The organism is Ligilactobacillus agilis (genome assembly GCF_025311475.1).
In the GTDB taxonomy this organism is placed as follows: Bacteria; Bacillota; Bacilli; order Lactobacillales; family Lactobacillaceae; genus Ligilactobacillus; species Ligilactobacillus agilis.
The window spans coordinates 1,683,077-1,703,283 of sequence record NZ_CP104397.1 but is presented as its reverse complement, the minus strand read 5'-3'; the positions used below and the strand labels follow the sequence as shown (position 1 = coordinate 1,703,283).

17 protein-coding genes are annotated in these 20,207 nt (G+C 39.9%); 14 read left to right on the top strand and 3 right to left on the bottom strand.

Features of this window, described 5'->3' with window-relative positions; translation table 11 throughout:
- Window positions 1-46 precede the first annotated feature (46 nt).
- The 3 genes from prfB (at window position 47) to ftsX (ending at window position 2,820) form a co-directional block, all read left to right on the top strand.
- A protein-coding gene (gene prfB, locus N4597_RS08595; protein WP_101812090.1) for a peptide chain release factor 2 occupies window positions 47-1,175 on the top strand; the annotation gives its coding sequence in 2 pieces (ribosomal slippage) (window positions 47-118 and window positions 120-1,175; 1,128 coding nt in all).
- An 81-nt stretch (window positions 1,176-1,256) separates the two neighbouring features.
- The gene (gene ftsE, locus N4597_RS08590) at window positions 1,257-1,952 is read left to right on the top strand and encodes a cell division ATP-binding protein FtsE (protein WP_050610927.1); all 696 of its coding nucleotides are present in this window, start codon (window positions 1,257-1,259) and stop codon (window positions 1,950-1,952) included.
- On the top strand, window positions 1,933-2,820 hold the full coding sequence (gene ftsX / locus N4597_RS08585) for a permease-like cell division protein FtsX (protein WP_050610928.1): 888 nt from the start codon (window positions 1,933-1,935) through the stop codon (window positions 2,818-2,820). Before ftsE ends, ftsX begins: the two co-directional genes overlap by 20 nt.
- 55 nt (window positions 2,821-2,875) lie before the next feature.
- On the opposite strand, the gene N4597_RS08580 is transcribed toward ftsX, so the two are convergent.
- Window positions 2,876-3,415 carry a 3'-5' exonuclease gene (locus N4597_RS08580; RefSeq protein WP_089145038.1) on the bottom strand — a complete coding sequence of 180 codons (540 nt, stop codon included), beginning with the start codon at window positions 3,413-3,415 and terminating at the stop codon, window positions 2,876-2,878.
- A gap of 129 nt (window positions 3,416-3,544) precedes the next feature.
- Here N4597_RS08580 and murB point away from each other — a divergent pair, with 129 nt between their 5' ends.
- Complete coding sequence (gene murB, locus N4597_RS08575; RefSeq protein ID WP_050610930.1) at window positions 3,545-4,453, top strand: UDP-N-acetylmuramate dehydrogenase; 909 nt, start codon at window positions 3,545-3,547, stop codon at window positions 4,451-4,453.
- A 71-nt stretch (window positions 4,454-4,524) separates the two neighbouring features.
- Here murB and N4597_RS08570 read toward each other — a convergent pair whose 3' ends face one another.
- Window positions 4,525-5,199 (bottom strand): DUF1361 domain-containing protein, encoded by a 675-nt coding sequence (locus N4597_RS08570; RefSeq protein ID WP_192944865.1) that lies wholly within the window; start codon window positions 5,197-5,199, stop codon window positions 4,525-4,527.
- 202 nt (window positions 5,200-5,401) lie between these two features.
- Between N4597_RS08570 and cdaA the strand changes: the two genes are divergently transcribed.
- Genes cdaA through glmM form a run of 3 tightly spaced genes read left to right on the top strand, consistent with a single transcriptional unit; the run spans window position 5,402 to window position 8,771 of the window.
- The gene (gene cdaA, locus N4597_RS08565) at window positions 5,402-6,244 is read left to right on the top strand and encodes a diadenylate cyclase CdaA (RefSeq protein ID WP_050610932.1); all 843 of its coding nucleotides are present in this window, start codon (window positions 5,402-5,404) and stop codon (window positions 6,242-6,244) included.
- Window positions 6,241-7,389 (top strand): CdaR family protein, encoded by a 1,149-nt coding sequence (locus N4597_RS08560; protein ID WP_089145039.1) that lies wholly within the window; start codon window positions 6,241-6,243, stop codon window positions 7,387-7,389. Before cdaA ends, N4597_RS08560 begins: the two co-directional genes overlap by 4 nt.
- Before the next feature lie 26 nt (window positions 7,390-7,415).
- Window positions 7,416-8,771, top strand: a complete 1,356-nt coding sequence (gene glmM / locus N4597_RS08555) for a phosphoglucosamine mutase (protein ID WP_056975949.1) — start codon at window positions 7,416-7,418, stop codon at window positions 8,769-8,771.
- Window positions 8,772-8,846: 75 nt separating this feature from the next.
- Here the strand turns inward: glmM and N4597_RS08550 are convergent, their stop codons facing one another.
- On the bottom strand, window positions 8,847-9,095 hold the full coding sequence (locus N4597_RS08550) for a hypothetical protein (RefSeq protein WP_056975951.1): 249 nt from the start codon (window positions 9,093-9,095) through the stop codon (window positions 8,847-8,849).
- A gap of 291 nt (window positions 9,096-9,386) precedes the next feature.
- Between N4597_RS08550 and N4597_RS08545 the strand changes: the two genes are divergently transcribed.
- The 7 genes from N4597_RS08545 to N4597_RS08515 all read left to right on the top strand — a co-directional run bounded on the left by N4597_RS08545 (window position 9,387) and on the right by N4597_RS08515 (window position 20,195).
- On the top strand, window positions 9,387-9,695 hold the full coding sequence (locus tag N4597_RS08545; protein WP_050610959.1) for a hypothetical protein: 309 nt from the start codon (window positions 9,387-9,389) through the stop codon (window positions 9,693-9,695).
- A gap of 424 nt (window positions 9,696-10,119) precedes the next feature.
- Window positions 10,120-12,054 carry a 1,4-alpha-glucan branching protein GlgB gene (gene glgB / locus N4597_RS08540; protein WP_167589768.1) on the top strand — a complete coding sequence of 645 codons (1,935 nt, stop codon included), beginning with the start codon at window positions 10,120-10,122 and terminating at the stop codon, window positions 12,052-12,054.
- Window positions 12,055-12,114: 60 nt separating this feature from the next.
- Window positions 12,115-13,257: a glucose-1-phosphate adenylyltransferase gene (locus tag N4597_RS08535; protein WP_050610936.1), complete on the top strand. Its 1,143-nt coding sequence runs from the start codon at window positions 12,115-12,117 to the stop codon at window positions 13,255-13,257.
- The gene (gene glgD / locus N4597_RS08530) at window positions 13,247-14,392 is read left to right on the top strand and encodes a glucose-1-phosphate adenylyltransferase subunit GlgD (RefSeq protein ID WP_167589743.1); all 1,146 of its coding nucleotides are present in this window, start codon (window positions 13,247-13,249) and stop codon (window positions 14,390-14,392) included. The genes N4597_RS08535 and glgD overlap by 11 nt, the downstream gene beginning before the upstream one ends.
- Window positions 14,393-14,396: 4 nt before the next feature.
- Window positions 14,397-15,833, top strand: coding sequence for a glycogen synthase GlgA (glgA, locus tag N4597_RS08525; protein WP_260903421.1), 1,437 nt, complete (start codon window positions 14,397-14,399; stop codon window positions 15,831-15,833).
- 104 nt (window positions 15,834-15,937) lie between these two features.
- A complete protein-coding gene (locus N4597_RS08520) occupies window positions 15,938-18,376 on the top strand; it encodes a glycogen/starch/alpha-glucan phosphorylase (protein WP_172580085.1) in 2,439 nt (812 codons plus the stop codon).
- The gene (locus N4597_RS08515) at window positions 18,357-20,195 is read left to right on the top strand and encodes a glycoside hydrolase family 13 protein (RefSeq protein ID WP_260903419.1); all 1,839 of its coding nucleotides are present in this window, start codon (window positions 18,357-18,359) and stop codon (window positions 20,193-20,195) included. The genes N4597_RS08520 and N4597_RS08515 overlap by 20 nt, the downstream gene beginning before the upstream one ends.
- Window positions 20,196-20,207 lie beyond the last annotated feature (12 nt).

Sequence of the window (20,207 nt, the reverse complement as noted above, 5' to 3'; positions counted from 1 at the left end):
AAGACTGAAGTAAGCTTGCTTTTCAGCTTTTTGAATGGAGGATAAAATGGAATATAGTGATTACAAACGTGAAATTGCCACGATGAAGGCAAAAATCTTAGAATTTAGGAGGTCTCTTTGACTTAGATGAATTAGAAGAAGAGATTGCCCTTAACGAAAATAAGATGGCTCAACCGGGCTTTTGGGATGACCAAGAGTCCGCTCAGAAGTTGATTAATCAGAATAATGAATTAAAGGCTAAGTATGATAATTTCAAAGAGTTAGTAAAGCTAGTTGAGGACTTAGAAGTGCTCTTAGAAATGGTGGCTGAAGAACCAACCGATCAAGAATTATTAGCGGAACTAGAGCAAACCTATGCGGCGGCTGCTAACAAGTTACAAGCCTACCAACTAAGCATTTTGTTGAACCAACCTTATGACAAGGACAATGCAATCTTAGAAATCCACCCTGGAGCTGGTGGGACTGAATCGCAAGATTGGGGTTCGATGTTATTAAGAATGTATACGCGCTGGGCAGACCAGCATGGATTTAAGGTTGAAACAGTAGATTATCAGGCCGGAGATGAAGCGGGGATTAAAAGTGTTACCCTACTAATTGAAGGGACAAACGCTTACGGTTACCTCAGAAGTGAAAAAGGGGTTCACCGCTTAGTGAGAATTTCACCATTTGATGCGGCGGGCAGACGGCATACCTCTTTTGCCTCTGTAAATGTTATGCCTCAGCTAGATGATTCTGTTGAAGTAGAGTTACGGCCAGAAGATGTGAAGATGGAAGTCTTTCGAGCTAGTGGAGCTGGGGGGCAACATATCAATAAAACTTCTTCAGCGGTACGGTTGATTCACATTCCGACGGGAATTGTTGTTTCGAGTCAAGCTCAACGTTCGCAATTCCAAAACCGGGCTACGGCCGAAAGTATGTTGAAATCTAAGTTGTATCAACTGGAATTAGAAGCTAAGGAAAAGGAAAAAGCCAAGTTGCAGGGTGAACAGCTGGATATTTCTTGGGGCTCCCAAATAAGATCTTATGTTTTCCACCCCTACTCAATGATTAAAGACCACCGGACTGGCTACGAAACTGGTAATACTGGCGCGGTAATGGATGGGGACTTAGATCCCTTTATCAACGCTTATCTCCAGTGGAACATTCACAAAGCAAGTGGGGATAATGATAAGTAACTGTAATTTAATTGCAACCTTAAGCTAAGCCAAAATGATATAATTATTAAGGCTATTACAATCTGTAGGGAGGTAACTTTTTTGATTGAATTTAAAAACGTCGTAAAAAAATACGATAATAATATTACAGCAACCAACAATATTTCGGTAAAAATAAAGCCGGGCGAATTTGTTTACGTTGTCGGTCCCAGTGGGGCGGGAAAATCAACTTTTATAAAAATGATGTACCGGGAAGAAGCCCCCACATCGGGGAGCATTATTGTAAATGAATATGCTTTGGAAAGTATTAAGAGTCGGGAAATTCCATTTTTACGGCGCGAATTGGGGATTGTTTTCCAAGATTTCAAGTTGTTACCACGGCTAACAGTGTTTGAAAACATCGCCTATGCTTTACAAGTAATTGAAAAAACCCCAGAAGAAGTTGAACAAAGGGTAAGTCGCGTTTTAGACTTAGTTGGTCTAAGTGCCAAGCGGGATAATTTTCCAGCGGAATTGTCAGGGGGCGAACAGCAACGGGTGGCGATTGCACGGGCAATTGCAAACGAGCCAAGCATTTTGATTGCTGACGAACCAACTGGTAACCTAGATCCTGAAACCGCCGAAGGAATTATGGAAATTCTAGAACGGGTTAATAAGCAAGGAACTACGGTTGTAATGGCGACTCACAACAGTTTTATAGTGAATGAATACAAACACCGGGTGTTAGAAATTAATGGTGGTAAGATTATTCGTGATGAAGAGGAAGGGGTTTATAGTAATGAAGACGCTAACGCTTAAGCGTCATCTGACCGAAAGTTTTAAGAGTTTAAGACGTAATGGTTGGATGTCAGTTGCTGCAATTTCAGCTGTAACAGTAACCTTATTATTGGTAGGGGTATTACTCTCAGTCTTATTAAATATCAATAAAGTTGCTCATGACGTTGAAAGGGACGTGCAAGTTCGAGTAGTTATTAACCGTGGAACTAACAAGGAACAGATTAAACAAATTAAGGCTGATTTGACTAAAATCAAGGCCGTTAAGAAGATTAAGTTCTCCAGCCGTAAGCAAGAATTAAAAAATGTAATTGGGGTTTACGGTGATGACTTCCGTTTGTTCCAAGGGGACAGTAACCCGCTCTACGATGTTTACATTGTTGAGACTAACTCACCCGACCAAACCATCAAGGTTGCCAAGCAAGCTAAGAAGATTAAGAACGTCTACGATGCTCGTTATGGTGGAGTAGCAGCTAAGAAGTTGTTTAAAGCCGTAGCAACTATTCAAAAATGGGGCTTAACTATCAGTGTCCTCTTGTTATTCGTGGCTGTGTTCTTGATTTCCAACACAATTCGGATTACGATTTTATCACGTAAAGATGAGATTGGAATCATGCGCTTAGTGGGAGCTACTAATAGCTACATTCGTTGGCCGTTTGTTTTAGAAGGAGCTTGGACAGGGTTGCTTGGTGCCGTTATTCCAATTATATTAGTTGATTTCGGTTACAACTGGGCTTACGCTGTTTTATCCAAGTCCTTTGAAGGAACAGCATACAGGTTGTTAACACCAGGTCAGTTTTTATGGGAAATCGACTTACTTTTAGCCGTAATTGGGATTGTTATCGGGGCTTTAGGTTCTGGTTTATCAATGAGTAAGTTCTTAAAGATTTAGTTTTAAAAAAGTACCTAACAAAGTGGTTTTGTGAAACCAACTTGTTAGGTACTTTTTATTTGGGATAAGTTTTAATAAAATCTACCAAGGCGGAGCTGCCAAAATGGTTTGCTTGGTAAAGTAAGATGTTAGCACAAGCAGATGCATCGGCTAAGGCGTTATGGTGGTTTTGAAGTGAAATATTAAGTCGTTGACAAATAGTGTCGAGCTTTTGATTAGGAAAGTCGGCAAAAAATTTCCGACTAGTCTTTAGGGTATCTAAGACCAAAAATTGTGGTACCGTAATGTCATAACTTTCCAGGGTGCACTTTAAAACGCTACAATCAAAGCTAGCATTATGGGCGACAGCCAACTGGTTGGGCTGGAAAAAAGACTGAATATGAGGCCACAGCTCGGCTAGAGTTGGTGCCTTTTTTACATCAGCAGGCCGAATCCCGTGAATGCGAATGTTAGTTGGAGCAAACTCAGCTTGGGGATTAATTAGCGAGTAAAATTCATCGACAATTTGACCATTACGAACAACACTTAATGCTAGTGAGCAAGCGCTATTTCTCTTTGCGTTGGCTGTTTCAAAATCAAAGGCAACAAAATCCATAGGAGTCCCTCTTTCAAATTTTGACTTTACGTTAAAAGTTTAACAGAAGTGGGTTCTAAATCAAGCAAGACGCCTTAAAAAATGCTAAAATGGGGTAGTATTATTAAAATGTGAGGAAGTATTATTATAATGACTGAACTAGCACAAGAATTTAAGGTTAAGTTTCCGAAAATCAAAATATTAGCAGCTGAGCCATTAGCTAAATATACAAATACTAAAACGGGTGGTCCGGCCGAATGCCTAGCCTTTCCTAAAAATGTTGCTGAAATCAAATCATTGTTGGTATTTGCTAAGGAAAACCAGGTAGCTGTGACTGTAATTGGCAATGCTAGTAATTTGATTGTCAAAGAAGGTGGAATCTTAGGGCTAGTGATTATTCTAACCGATATGAATGAAATCAAGGTTGAGGGTAATTTTATTTTGGCCCAGGCCGGAGCTTCTTTAATTAAAACGACTCAAGTTGCATATCAAGCCGGGTTAACTGGCTTGGAATTTGCTGCGGGTATCCCTGGTAGTATCGGGGGAGCTATTTTTATGAACGCTGGTGCTTATGATGGAGAAATTAAGGACGTTGTTAAATCAGTCGAAGTTATCACCCGCGATGGTCAGTTAAAAACTTACCAAAATAATGAACTCCACTTTGCTTATCGGCACAGCCGCCTCCAAGAAGAAGACGATATTGTTTTGCAAGCAACTTTTAGTTTGCGGGCGGGTGATAGGTATGCAATCCGTAACCGAATGGAAGAATTGAACTTCTTACGGGCTTCTAAGCAGCCGTTGGAATATCCTTCTTGTGGGAGTGTCTTTAAGAGGCCGGTAGGACATTTTACAGGTAAATTAATTTGTGATGCTGGCCTACAAGGTTACCAAAGTGGGGGGGCGCAGGTTTCTAAAAAGCACGCAGGTTTTATTGTCAACGTGGACCATGCGACCGCTAGCGACTACCTAGATGTTATTCATCATATTCAAGCAGAAATTAAGGCTAAATTTGATGTGGATTTAGAAACAGAAGTTCGAATTATCGGGCGTGACAGTTAGTTGGATTAAAAAAACAAAAAGTAAGTAATAAAAAACCGTTTGAAATCGAACTTGATTTCAAACGGTTTTTGTTAATTGAACTTAGAATCCATATTTCTAAAAGCGAGGTAACTTAAGTAGGTGCTCAACCAAATAATTAGTTGTAGTAAGAACATGAAGCAAACGAAGGCTAGCATCCGGATGCTCCACATGTTAAGCAGTTGTTCAATTACCCAATTAGGGTTTAAGAATAAGTAAGCGGTGTGGAGCCGTAAGAACCGGCCAACGTAAATGCCGACTGACGATAATAGTAGCAAGAGCGTGACAATGCTTAGGCGCCCGAAATTATTATGCAGTTTGAAGCGCAAGCAAATGACATCCGCTACGTATTGGAGACTCCAATTTCCGATTAGGGATGCTGCTAATGCTGAGGAAACTAAGTTGGTAAAGTTTAGCCACATATGCAAGTTAAAGCTCATTAAACCTGTAGTCGGATTGTAAGGGGTCATCCGCGCCAGGTGAAAGAGGTCGGTTAAGATATAGGGGGCATTGGGATAAAATAATAACCAACCAATCAACAGGGGATAAAATAACAGCCCAGTTTGTTTTTCCTTAATGTGAAAGGAAAGTTCAATTGGAATGTAGGCTAAAAAAGTATTTAAAAGTAAAAAACTATAAAAAGAGTTGTGACGGACAACGGTTAGGTAGACATACAACATATACAGCCAAAACGCTGTTCGGATTAACCATTTAGATTTCGTAGACATAAAACATCACCCTAGAATTTATTACTACTATTCTAACAAATGCTAAGAAAATTTGCTTACTAAAAAACTGTATTTAGGGATATTTTAACTTTTTAGTGGTGACCATTAAAATTTAGCTGGCGGTCAATTGAGCAAAGCTAAAATAATTTTTAAAGTCGTGATATAATGAAAAAGAAATTTAAAAAGAGGGGTGATCTTACTAATGGCAATTAATTGGGGAGATTTGCTCACCCTGCGTAATTTTGTTAATTTAATCGATATTTGCCTGGTATGGTTTGTTATTTATGAATTAATGATGCTCTTAAAGGGGACCAAAGCTGTTCAGTTATTTAAGGGTGTTTTGGTCATTATTGTAATTAAGTTAATAAGTTGGTATGTAGGGTTGCAAACTCTATCGTGGATTATGGATCAGGTTATTAATTGGGGGATTATTGCAATTATCATTATCTTCCAGCCTGAAATCAGACGGGGCTTAGAGCATCTAGGGCGTGGTTCGGTATTTACCTATAATAAAACCGGCAATCAAGAAGAAAAAATGGTTGAAGCTTTGGATCAAGCCATTCAATATATGTCTAAACGGCGGATTGGTGCTTTAATCACTATCCAACAAAATACCGGCTTAGAAGATTACATTGAAACTGGAATAAGCCTCGATGCCGATGTCACGGGTGCGTTACTAATCAATATTTTTATTCCTAATACCCCTTTACATGATGGGGCCGTAATTATTAAGGATAATAAGATTGCAGTAGCAGCCGCCTACTTGCCTTTATCTGAGAGTAATTTAATTCCTAAAGAGCTCGGAACTAGACACAGAGCAGCGGTTGGAATCAGTGAGGTAACTGATGCGTTAACAATTGTTGTTTCAGAAGAAACCGGTGGGGTAACAGTTACGAAGAATAACGAGTTGATTCGTGACCTTACCCAGCAGGATTATTTGAAATTGTTGCGTAACGAATTAGTTCCGCGGCAAGAAGAAGTAAAGACCAATCCAGTTACACGCTTTATTGAAGGGATGATAAAAGGAGGGGGACATAAGCATTGAAAGTAAGACAAGCTTTTAACTCTAAGCTTTTTTACCGGCTAATTTCCCTATTTTTTGCCTTGTTACTTTCATTTTACGTAACATCTGAAAAAGGAAATACGACGCGTAGTGGTAATTCCGGGACCTTCGGTAGTAGCTTAGTTTCTAATAAAACAATTACACTAGAAACAGATTTAAAACTAAATGTTAATAGCGATAAATACTTTGTAAGTGGGTATCCCGATGTGGTTAAGGTCAAAATTAGTGGCCCGTCGGCGCTAGTAATTGCGGCTAAAAATACACAAAACTTTGAAATTTATGCCGACTTAAATGACTTAAAACCAGGGGTCCACACCGTTAGGTTGAAAGATTCAGGTCTAAGTAGTGAGTTGACCGTAAAAATCATTCCCGAAAAGATTACGGTACGAATTAGTAAGAAAAAGACTAAGAAAACAGCGGTTCAAGTTAGGTATGATAGCAATCGGATTGCAAGTGGGTATGCCGCTGGAGAAGCATATAGTTCACAAGCATATGTGACGGTAACGGGGGCCGCTAAAGATATTAATAACCTAGATAAAGTGGTGGCTAACCTGAATTTGCCGCGTAATGCCAATGAGACCTACGCTAAAAACGTGGCTTTGCAAGCCTTAGATGAAAGTGGTAAAGTATTAAACGTTGTTATTTCCCCGGCTAACGTAACGGCAACAGTGCCGATTTATACGGCTAGTGCAAGTAAAAAGGTCCCAATTAACTTAGTTGCACGGGGCGAAGGGGTAAGCAATATGAAGTATAGTTTTAGTTCGGATACTAAGACAGTGACTGTCCACGGAACTAAGGAGGCTTTAAGCAAATTGAACCGCTTAGACGTGCCGGTATCAATTACCGGGGTGACGGCAGACACGGTCGAAAATGTCCGCTTGTCTCCAAGTCAAAGCGGGATAACTGCTATTAGCCCAACCACGGTTACGGTTAACGTCAGTGTTAGTCAAAAGGAAACAAGTACTGCTCAAAAGCAAACCCAGGCTAGTTCACAAGCTGAAACAAGTAGTGCCAGTAGTACGAAGGAAACGGTAGCTACGGATGATAGTAGTTCTGAAGCAACTAGTTCTTCGAGTACTAGTAGCCAGTTAAGTAGTTCTAGTAGCAGTGATGAAGTTGAGAATTAAGTTAAAGAAACGAGGATTAAAATAGTATGAAGTATTTTGGTACAGATGGTGTCAGAGGGATTGCCAATCAAAGTTTAAGCCCTGAATTGGCCTTCAAATTAGGGCGTTGTGGAGGTTACGTCCTAACACAGCATGCAAGTGGGAAAACTCCCCGGGTATTAGTGGCTCGTGATACAAGAATTTCTGGGCAAATGTTAGAAAGCGCCCTAATTGCTGGCTTATTATCCGTAGGGATTGAAGTCTTCACCTTAGGAGTAATGACAACCCCAGGGGTGGCATACCTTGTCCGCTTACAAGATGCCGATGCCGGGATTATGATTTCTGCCTCCCATAATCCAGCTTCAGATAATGGGATTAAGTTTTTTGGTAGTGATGGTTACAAATTATCTGATGATCAAGAAGAAGAAATTGAAGTACTGCTAGATCAAGCTAGCGATAACCTTCCCCGGCCAGCTGCAGAAGGCTTGGGTAGGATTAACGACTATAAAGAAGGGGCTTTGAAGTACACTCAATTTTTAGAACAAACGATTCCAGACGATTTAACTGGGCTACATATTGCGGTTGATGGTGCAAATGGCTCAACCAGTGCCTTGGTTTCAAGATTATTTGCCGACTTAAATGCCGATTTTGAAACGATGGCAACTAGCCCGGATGGAATTAATATTAATGCCGGCGTAGGCTCAACTCATCCTGAAGCTTTGGCTAAGTTTGTGCTTGAGAAGGGCGCACAAGTCGGAATTGCCTTTGATGGCGATGGGGACCGTTGCATTGCAGTTGATGAAAATGGTGAAATTGTAGACGGCGATAAGATTATGTATATCTGTGGTAAATATCTTAGTCAACGTGGTCGTTTGAAAAAGGATACCATCGTAACCACTGTCATGTCTAATATTGGTTTATATAAGGCAATGGAAGCTAATGGGTTAAACTCAGTAAAAACCAAGGTTGGTGACCGCTATGTCGTTGAAGAAATGCGGAAGAATGGTTACAATCTTGGCGGGGAACAATCAGGCCACGTAGTCTTTTTGGACTTCAATACTACTGGTGATGGGATGTTGACAGCTTTACAGCTATTAAACATTATTAAGCAAACAGGTAAGACCTTAGGACAACTGGCAGCTGAAGTTACGACTTATCCACAAGAATTAGTCAACGTCCGTGTAACTGATAAAAAAGCTGCTTTGGACAATGAAAAGATTAAGGAAGTCATTGCTAAGGTTGAAGATAAGATGGGTGACGATGGTCGGGTGTTAGTACGTCCTAGTGGCACCGAAGACTTATTGCGTGTCATGGCAGAAGCTCCTACTAAAGAGGAGGTTCATGATTATGTCATGCAGATTGTAGCAGTGGTCGAAGAAGAAATGGGTGTAAGTGAAGCCTAAATATTAGTTTGATTCAAAATAAAAGGCTGTGATATGAGTAAGAAAAGTTACTCTTATCACAGCCTTTTTTGTTATCTATTGAAATAATTTGATGAGGTGGGTTAGTAGGCGGAAAAACAAGTAGCAGATGCTAGTATTGACTAGGTACTCTAAGAACCAAACCAGGATGGGAAGTAGGAAAAACTTAGTATGGAAAAAGAGTAACAGGGTGTCAAAAGTAAGGTTAGTTCCAGAGTTAAGTTGGGTGAATTCCAACAGGAGGTGAATTAAAGTAATCACTAACCCTAAAAAAAGCGAGAGTTGAAATTGTTTAGTATTAATCATAGTGTGAACATCCTAACCTAATAAACTACTACTTAGTATAGGCTTTAATAGGAGGAAGGACAAGTTGAATAAATTAAGTAAAAAAACTTAAAAATAGTTTGACAACGCTTACAGACGGGAGTATATTATAGGAGTAAGGTATTTAAACTAATTTACCTTCTAATCAATTCTCTTTCTCTCTTATGCCAACCACTGTAGCTTTTTAGTTACAGTGGTTTTGTTGTTTTGAGCTTTTTGTGCTATAGTCGAGTTTGAAAGTTAATGAGACTGCTAATAAGGGAGTTGTTGTTGTTGAAAAGTAACGAGACGTTGACTTTAATCGAAGAAATTACTAGAAATGACGGAAGTAGGTACTTTGAAATTGCCAACATGGTTCAAAATGGCCGGGCAGAGTTGGCTGCAGTACGGGGATTTATTAAACAGGTTAGGATTTTGCAATTGAATATTCCCAGATCAACTAACGTCATTAAATATGAGCAGTATGTAAACGAAAATTTTGAGATGCCGACTGAACAGATGGATCACTTTGAAGAGTGGACTAAAACGCCGGAGGCGCAAAAATTAGTAGACGCTATCTTACGTGAAAATCATATCGCTTAGGCTTTAAGTAAAGGGGCACCTGGCAATTGCTAGGTGTCTTTTTAGTTGGGTTAAATTAAGTTTAAATTAATGCATGTTTATTTAATTAGAAAAAAGAAAGGGCTTAAATGCAAGTTAAGAAAGCGTTTTTTAGATTTTTTCTAAGCTTATTTAGATTAAATCTTAACAAGAAAAGAGCGTTGTTGCTAAAAAAGTTATGATTAAAAGAAGATTATAATTATAATGTAACCGATTATTCTAATGGTTACTTTTTTATAGTAAAAGCTTGTAACTGCAACTTTTAAAACGAATACAATAATTTGTTCTTAAAATTAGAAAAAATAAGGTATCTTCAAAGATTTATGGTATTATATAAATAGAGAGTTATTAAACTATGACTATCTAGATTATTTTGCAAGGAGGGGTCGCTGTGGGCAAATTTAATATGAATGACTTAAAAAAAGGCCTAGCGACATTTACGACTGGTGAGAACTTTCATGCTTATAACACTCTAGGTGCACATAAGGCGACGGTTGATGGCAAAGATGGTTTTATCTTTTCGGTGTGGGCTCCGAATGCACAAAACGTTTCCCTAGTTGGTGAATTTAATGAGTGGCAAGCTGAGGGGATTCCTCTGACCAAAGACCAAGAGGGAGTTTGGTCTGTTTTTACGACTATTCCTAAAGAAGGTCAGATGTATAAGTATAATGTTACCCAGGCTAATGGTCGGCAAATTTTTAAAATTGATCCATTTGCGCAAAGGTTTGAAAAACGACCAGGAGATGCGGCCATCCTCTACGACTTGAAAGACTTCCATTGGACTGATGGACTGTGGCGGGGGAGACAAAAAAGGTCTAACTACTTTGAGCGTCCCTTAAATATTTATGAGGTGCATGCATCGTCTTGGAAACACCATGCCGATGGTAGCCCATATACTTTTAAGGACTTAACAGATGAGCTAGTACCATATTTGAAGAAAATGGGCTATTCTCACGTAGAATTTATGCCCTTGATGGAGCATCCGTTAGGAGCTTCTTGGGGCTACCAGTTAATCGGTTATTTTGCCCTTTCTTCCTACTATGGAACACCTGAGGATTTCCAATATTTTGTCAACGCTTGTCATAATGAAAATATTGGGGTCTTGGTTGATTGGGTACCAGGTCATTTCTGCCGTAACGATGATACGCTTCCTTATTATGATGGGACACCAACCTATGAATATTATGACTCTGATCGCGCTAATAATATCGGGTGGGGAGCTTTGAATTTTGATTTGGGCAAACCGCAAGTGCAATCATTCTTAATTTCTAGTGCCCTTTATTGGATTGAGACTTTCCACCTAGACGGAATTAGGGTAGATGCAGTTTCAAATATGATTTACTTAGACTATGATGTTGGCCCTTGGAAACCTAATAAAGACGGGGGCAATCGTAATCTTGAAGGTTGGCACTTCTTACGGAAGTTTAATAGCGTAGTCAAACTAAAGCATCCTAAGACTATCATTATGGCAGAAGAATCATCTGCCGGGACAAAGGTTACGGGGATGCTAGAAGAAGATTCGCTTGGGTTTGATTATAAGTGGAACATGGGCTGGATGAACGACGTTTTGAAGTTTTTCGAAATGGATCCAGTTTATCGCAAGTATCATTTGAATTTACTGACTTTTTCGTGGATGTACCGAATGTCTGAAAACTTTATTTTACCGCTTTCTCATGACGAAGTGGTGCATGGCAAAAAGAGTTTGATGCATAAGATGTGGGGAGATCGGTACCGGCAGTTTGCCCAGTTACGGACACTTTATCTCTATCAGGCTACCCACCCTGGTAAGCAACTCTTGTTCATGGGAAGCGAATGGGGCCAGTTTTTAGAGTGGAAGTATGACGACCAATTAGAGTGGGTTGATTTGCAAGACGATTTGAATGCAAGTATGCAACATTATACTGCCAGCTTAAACAAGTTTTACCACGATAATCGCGCTTTGTGGGAAACTGACCACACTGAAAATACCCTGGAAGTAATTGACGCAGATAATACTGATGAAACGGTCTTGACCTTCATTAGACACGGCAAACGTAAGAAGGATTTCTTAATAATTGCAATGAATTTAACCCCGGTTGAAAGAAGAAACTTCAAGATTGGGGTCCCATATCCTGGTAAGTATCAAGAAGTATTCAATACTGAAATGAAGGAATTTGGGGGGACATGGACTAAGCACAATGTTGATAGCCTGAGTCAAGATGAAAGCTTCAAGCAATTTGAGCAAGTAATCACTACAACAGTTCCTGCCTTAGGGGCAATTATTTTAAAGCCGGTTGATATTAATTTGCGTAAGAAAAAGAAGCATCCTACTGCTAAAAAGGAAGTTAAAAAGAAGAAGTAAGTTTTGTTAATAGATTTTCATAGAAAAGAGGTGTGGGATGGAGTAAATCCATCTTAGAATATGAAAAATGAAATGCTTGCAATGATTTTGGCTGGTGGTCAAGGCACCCGGTTAAAAAAGTTAACTAAAAATATTGCGAAACCCGCGGTTCCATTTGGTGGCCGCTACCGCATTATCGATTTTACCTTGAGTAACTGTGTAAACTCTGGGGTTCACAATATTGGGGTAATTACCCAATATCAACCTCTTGTATTGAATAATCATATAGGTAACGGTGCTAGTTGGGGGCTAGATCGGCTTGATTCTGGGGTAACTATCTTACAACCATATTCAAGTAATGAAGGCAGTAAGTGGTTTGAAGGTACTGCGCACGCTATCTACCAAAATATTGATTACATTGATAGCATGGATCCAGAATATTTATTGGTCCTATCGGGAGACCATATCTACAAAATGGACTATGAAGATATGCTGCAACAACATAAGGAAAAAAATGCCGCTTTAACGGTTGCTGTTATCGATGTTCCTTGGGATGAAGCTAGCCGGTTTGGTATTATGAATACCGATGAAAATAATCGCATTATCGAGTTCGAAGAAAAGCCAGCGGAACCAAAGAGTAACCACGCTTCAATGGGGATTTATATCTTTAGTTGGCCACGCCTAAGACAGGTATTAGTCAATGGCTTCACCAAGGGTGTTCCAATGGTTGACTTTGGTAAGAATGTTATTCCTGCTTATATTAAGAGCGGGGATAATGTCTTTGCTTACAACTTCTCAGGTTATTGGAAAGATGTTGGGACAATTGACTCGCTTTGGGAAGCTAACATGGAATTCATCGATGATAAGGGTGGTTTAGATATCCGCGATCACAGTTGGAGAATTTATTCTAAAAATCCAATTGCACCACCTCAATTCATTACGGATACCGCTAACGTTAATAACTCAATGATTGTTGACGGTTGCTTTGTAGCAGGTGATATTGAGCACTCAATTTTAGCTGCCAACGTTCAAGTGAAGGAAGGCAGTGTGGTTAAGGACAGTATCGTTATGCCAGGGGCTTCGATTGGTAAAAATGTCAAGATTAACCGCGCAATCATTGGTGAAAATGCGGTTATTGGTGATAACGCTGAAATTGACGGTAGTGATGAAATCGCTGTCGTAGGAAATTCTGAAGTGATTGGAGTGAAAGTTAATGAAGACTAATAGAATGTGTGCAATTATTGGTAACGAACACGAATATACGAGTCTTTTACCTTTAACTAAGAATCGGCCCCTCTCCACCCTCTACTTTGATTGCAAATACCGGATTATGGATTTTGCCCTTTCAAGCGTGGTAAATGCCAATATTAGAAACGTATTTATGATTATGAATGAAGGGCGGATTAAGTCAGTCTTTGACCACCTTGGTGGGGGACGTGAATGGGGCTTAGACAGTATTGGTAGTTATCAATATATTAGTTTCTATCAAGATATTCTCCGGCGTAAGGCAGAAGGTAAGACCTACTTTGATGACGTAATCGATTACTTACAAAAATCAAAGGCTTCATACACAGTGTTCATCTCTAACAAGATTTTAGCTAACGTTGATTTGCGGGCCGTATTAAAGATTCATCAAGCTCAAAATAATGAAATTACGGCGGTCTTTAAACGGGTTGCTAGAAATGATATTGCTAGTGATGACCAAATCCTAACTTTAGGAGAAAATGGAACGGTTTTAGGCACTAAAAAATTCAATGACTTAAGCGAAAAAGACGATACCTATAACTTAGCCATGGGAATTTTTATCGCTAATACTGACTGGTTAATTAAGGCCTTAGACGCCGGGCAAAATGCAGGTGCACCAACCAGCATTGAAGAATTTTTAGTTAGCGAATTGACTAAGGTTAAGAGCTCTGCTTATGAATACACAGGTTACATGAGCAACATTTACAGTGTTAAGAGCTACTACCAAGCTAACATGGATATGTTAAATCCTGAAAAATTCAACTCACTCTTATTCTCCAGCCAAAAAGTAATTACGCGGACTAAAAATGAAGTGGCAACTTACTTTACCGAAGATTCAGAAGTTCGGCGGAGTCAGTTTGCAACTGGTTGTGTCATTAAGGGGAAGGTTGAAGACAGCCTAATTTCACGGCGAACTGTTGTTGAAAATGGGGCAGAGGTTATCGGCTCTGTCTTAATGGGAAGCGCTAATGTGGGTGAAAATACCAGCGTTAAATATGCAATTCTTGATAAGAACGTAACGATTGACGCTAACCTAAAGATTGAAGGTACGCCTGAAAAACCGGTAGTAATCGAAAAAGATACTCATATTACCGCAGACGTTATTGGAGGCTAAGTGAATGAAAATTTTATTTGCAGCAGCGGAGTGTGCTCCTTTTTTTAAAACTGGTGGTCTTGGAGATGTGGTCGGAGCACTGCCTAAGTATCTAGCCAAAAAGGGTCACGAGGTAAAGGTAGTCTTACCATACTTTGCTGGGATGAAAGAAGAGTATAAGCAAAAGTTAGCTTACTTATTTAATTTCCGCGTTAACGTTGGTTGGCGGAGTCAGTATTGTGGCTTGATGCACTTAGAACAAGACGGGGTCGAATACTTTTTTATTGATAATGAATACTATTTTAAGCGCCCGAGTCTTTATGGCTACTATGATGATGGTGAACGCTTTGCCTTTTTCCAACAAGCAGTCATTGAAATGATGGAAAAGGTAAACTTTATTCCCGATGTCCTCCATGTAAATGATTACCACACCGCCTTCATTCCCTTCTTATTACGGGAAAAGTATGGCTGGATTAATGCTTACCAACAAATTGCGACTGTCCTAACGATTCATAACCTTGAATTCCAAGGGCAATACGGCCGCGACGTCTTGCCAGAATTATTTGGAATGGATACGGGTCGTTATGATGACGGTACGGTTCGTTTCGGGGATGCGGTTAACTTCATGAAAGCCGGGATTTTATACGCCGATAAAATTAATACCGTTAGCCCAAGCTATGCCGGTGAAATCCAAACACCAGCATTTGGTTGCGGGTTAGATGGCGTATTACGGATGGTAAATTGGAAGTTGTCTGGGATTTTAAATGGGATTGATTATGAAACAAATAATCCTAAGACTGATCCTAACATTAAACACACCTTTACCAAGAATAATTTGAAGGGTAAGGCGGTGGATAAGGCTGAATTACAGCAAAAGTTTGGCTTGCCGGTTAGAAAAGACGTTCCCCTAATTGGAATTGTCAGTCGGCTAACTTACCAAAAAGGCTTCCAGTTAGTAGTAAGCGAAATGGAAAACTTGCTTCAATTTGATGTTCAAGTAGTAGTGCTTGGTACAGGCTACCCTGATTTAGAACATGACTTCTGGTACTTTGGTGATAAGTATCCAGATAAGTGTGGGGTCAAGATTGATTTTGATGTTAACTTGGCTCAAGAAATCTATGCAGGCTGTGATATGTTCTTGATGCCATCGGCCTTTGAACCATGTGGCTTGTCCCAGATGATCTCGATGCGTTATGGGACCCTACCAATCGTTCACCAAATTGGGGGCTTAAAGGATAGTGTCGAAGCTTATAATCCAATCGAACATACCGGGACCGGCTTTGGGTTTGAAGAATACAATTCATTTTATATGATGGAAACAATTAAACAGGCATTAGGGGTTTATACTAATGAACCAAAAGTTTGGAAGAAATTGGTAACTAATGCGATGAAGAGAGACTCTAGTTGGCAGACAGCTAGTCAAAGCTATGAAGCGCTTTATGAAGAAATTATCCGTAATTAATGTTGCTAAAGATTAAGTCTTTTGTCCAGCTAACGTGTTAATAAAAATAAGGAGCTGGGGATTGGTATTATTCCCAGCTCCTTTTTAAAAAAGGGAGAGGAATCATGGAACTTACTAAAGAGAACTTTGTGGAAAAATTTGAAGAACGGTTAGAGACAAAATATGCTCTAGATGTAAAAGATGCGACCGCTTATGAACTATATGATACCTTATGTTCGTTAGTAAAGTCTGCTTACACTAGAAAGTGGCGTCAAACTTGGAAAGAGTATGTCAACAAAGATGAAAAACAAATCTATTATTTTTCAATTGAATTTTTGCCAGGTAAGATGCTAAAGAGCAACCTTTTAAACATGGGGTGGTTAGAAACAGTTCAAGCAGGGTTAGCAGAATTAGGAATCAACCTAGAAGATTTAGTGAAGGTTGAACCTGATATGGCCTTAGGAAACGGTGGGCTAGGTCGCTTAGCGGCTGCCTTCATGGATTCCTTAGCTTCGGATGGTTTTCCTGGAAATGGTAATGGGATTCGCTATAAGTATGGTCTATTTAAACAAAAGTTTGTTAATGGTTACCAGGTTGAATTACCTAGTGTTTGGTTGAAATCCGGGGTAGGTAATGCTTGGGAAGTAAGGCGTGATAGTAAGGCCGTTATGGTCAGAATGGGTGGTCACGTTCACCTAGAACAAAAGGGGGACTACCTTGAACCAGTTTATGAAGATGGGATGATCATCCGGGCGGTTCCTTATGATACGGGGATGGTTGGTTATCATAATCAACACGTTAATACTTTGAGGCTATGGGAAGCGGAAATTCCTGAAAGTGAAGAAACTAAGTACCCAACGATTGAAGCTAGACGGCGGGTGGAAGATTTAACCGCGGTTCTTTACCCTGACGATTCAACCGAAGACGGCCGGCGTTTACGGTTACAACAAGAATACTTCTTTGTGTCTGCTGGGGTCCAAAGTATTGTGCGGCACTACGAAAAATATGGTAAACCATTGACCGAACTAGGAAAGCACATTGGAATTCACATCAATGATACTCACCCAGCAATGTGTGTGGCGGAATTAATGCGGATTTTATTAGATGAAAAGCACATGTCCTGGGAAGATGCTTGGCAACAAACAGTCCAAGTGATGTCTTACACTAACCACACCATTATGGCGGAAGCATTGGAGAAGTGGAGCGTTCAAATGATGAACGAAATCCAACCACGGTTACTGCAAATCATTGCTGAAATTGATAACCGCTATGTTAAGGAATGGGCTGGTAAAGTTGATGGTAGCATCATTGAACGGACCCGGATTATCTCGGGTGGTCAAGTTCATATGGCTCACCTAGCTATTATCGGTTCGCATAGCACTAATGGGGTTGCTAAGTTGCACACAGAATTATTGAAAGAAGATGTACTACACGACTTCTACACCCTTTATCCTGAACGCTTTAATAATAAGACTAACGGGATTACAGAACGCCGCTGGTTACAATTAGCCAACCCATCTTTGGCACGGGTATTAGACGAAACGTTGGGGACTAACTGGCGGAGTGATATCAAACAGGTTAATAAGCTATTAGATTATGCCGATGATCAAGCTGTCCTAGATAAGATTGGACAAGCTAAGCGTGAAAACAAGGTTCGTTTGGCTGCCGTTATCAAGGAAAAGACGGGGATTGAAGTATCACCTGATGCAATTTTTGATGTTCAGGTAAAGAGGCTGCATGCTTATAAGCGGCAATTATTGAACCTGTTAAGAATCGTTAAAGTTTACCTTGATTTGAAGGATAATCCAAATCTAGATATGGTCCCACGCGTCTTTATCTTTGGAGCTAAGGCTGCACCTAGTTATCGGTACGCTAAGTCAATCATTAAGTGTATTAACGAAGTAGCAAACTTAGTAAATAATGATCCAAGCATTCAAGGTAAGTTGAAGGTTGTCTTCTTGGAAGATTATGGGGTAACTTTGGCTGAAAAGATTATTCCTGCGGCCGATGTTAGTGAACAAATTTCTACTGCTTCTAAGGAAGCTTCAGGAACATCTAACATGAAGTTCATGTTAAATGGTGCCTTGACAGTCGCGACTCTTGATGGGGCTAATATTGAAATTAAGGATAAAGTGGGCGACGACAATATCTTTATCTTCGGTTTAACTAAAGATCAAGTATATGAATACTATGCTAACCATAGCTATCATGGTTCAGACTATTACTATAATGATCCAGTTATCCATCGGGTATTAGATGCATTTGTTGATGGAACGATTCCTAATATTAGTAATGAAGGGCACGAAATCTTTGATTCCTTAACTTACTTAAACGATGACTACTTTGTTTTAGGTGATTTTGAAGACTACTTACGTGCTCAAGCTGAGGTTGATGAAGCATATCGTGATAGAAATCGTTGGAATAAGATGAGTTTGATTAATACTGCCAATGGTTGCTTCTTCTCGTCCGACGATACGATTAAGAAGTATGCTGCCGAAATCTGGAATATTAAATCAGTCACAGAAGGAAAGGAAGTAGGAACTAATGCCAAATATCCACTATAATTCGTGGATAGCAAAATATAAACAACCATTTGGTGCTATCGCTAAAGACCAAGCGGTTACATTTGGAATCACCGTAGCTAGTCAGACTAACCCCCAGGTAGAACTACTGCTTAGAAAAGACGGTGAAATGTCTGCTACTAGTTATCAAATGACTTATAAGGAAGCTGATTTTTATCAAGTAACTTTAAGTTTAGAGCAGGCTGGGCTTTATTATTACTATTTTAAGATTGAGCTGGATGAAAATGGCCAGCGCGCTTGTTATTTTTATGGCGCGGATTATGATGGCTATGGTGGTCCAGGTAGAGTTAGTGCTGGAGATAACATTACCGCTTACCAGTTAACCTGTTACCAAACAGAGGTTACGGCTCCTAAGTGGTATCAAGGCGGAGTTTGTTACCAGATTTTTCCAGACCGGTTTTACAATGGAAATCCCAATCAAGAAATCACTGGTAAAAAGAAGAATAGTTTTATCTATGCAACATTGGAGGATACCCCTTACTATATCAAGGATGCTAAGGGAGAAGTTGTGCGCTGGGACTTTTTTGGGGGCAATTTGAAGGGAATTAAAGCTAAGATTCCCTACCTAAAAGAGTTAGGAATTCGCGGACTTTATTTGAATCCGATTTTTTTAGCGACGACTAATCACCGCTATGATACTAATGATTTTATGGAAATAGATCCGATGTTGGGAACAAGTGCAGATTTTAAGGACTTGTTAGACGAGTTACATCGCAATGGGATGTATCTAATCTTAGATGGGGTCTTTAATCACGTTGGCAAGGATAGTAAGTATTTTAATGCGCGTAAGCTTTATTATGGTGCTGACCAAGGGGCTGCTCAAAACGAAAATAGTCCCTACTATTCATGGTTTAAGTTTACCCATTATCCTGATGAATATGCTTCTTGGTGGGGGGTTAAAGATCTACCTGAAGTTGATAAAGCCAATCCTAACTACCAAGCCTATATCTACGGCGCCAAAGATAGCGTCATTAGCAAGTGGACTAATTTAGGGGTAGATGGTTGGCGGTTAGACGTGGCGGATGAATTGCCGGAATACTTTATTGAGGGAATTCGGAAAAACTTAGATGGCTTTGCAAACGAAAAGTTATTGTTAGGTGAAGTTTGGGAAGACGCGTCTAACAAGATAGCACACGAGGCTAGACGTCACTATGTAGAGGGGTCAGAACTTGATGGGGTTATGAATTATCCTTTACGCAAATGTATTTTAGATTTATTGATAAATAGCCACCAACGTCCGATTTGGTCGGTGGCGCGAGAATTAATGAGTTTGCGTGAAAACTACCCCCGGACCTTTTTCTTTAACGCGCTGAACAATTTGGGGACACATGACACGGAGCGAATTCTAACCGCATTAGGTAATGACGAGCGTAAATTGATTGCTGCTTATGGCTTGTTATTTATGTTTCCTGGGGTGCCATGCATCTATTACGGTGATGAAGCCGGATTGACTGGAGGCAAAGATCCTTTAAACCGGGCGTTCTTCCCATGGGGACGAGAAAACCGAACAATCCAAAAGCTGGTCAAGAAGTGGGTGCACCGGCATAACGATAGTGAGGCCTTGCAAAAAGGTGAGTTAATCATTGGTGGTAATGACAATTGCTTCATAATTTTGCGTTATACCGAAACTAAATTAGCTTTCTATGTGCTCAATCTAAGCCAACAAACTATAGATTTAGGCCAAGAAAGTTTTGCTTTTGATCACGACAATCATAATTTGGGCGAAACGGTTGTTAAACAAGTTGCGACTACCCAGTTGCAACCATTTGAAGGATACTTTTGGCAAGGAAATCGAAGCTAAAACTAAAAAGGG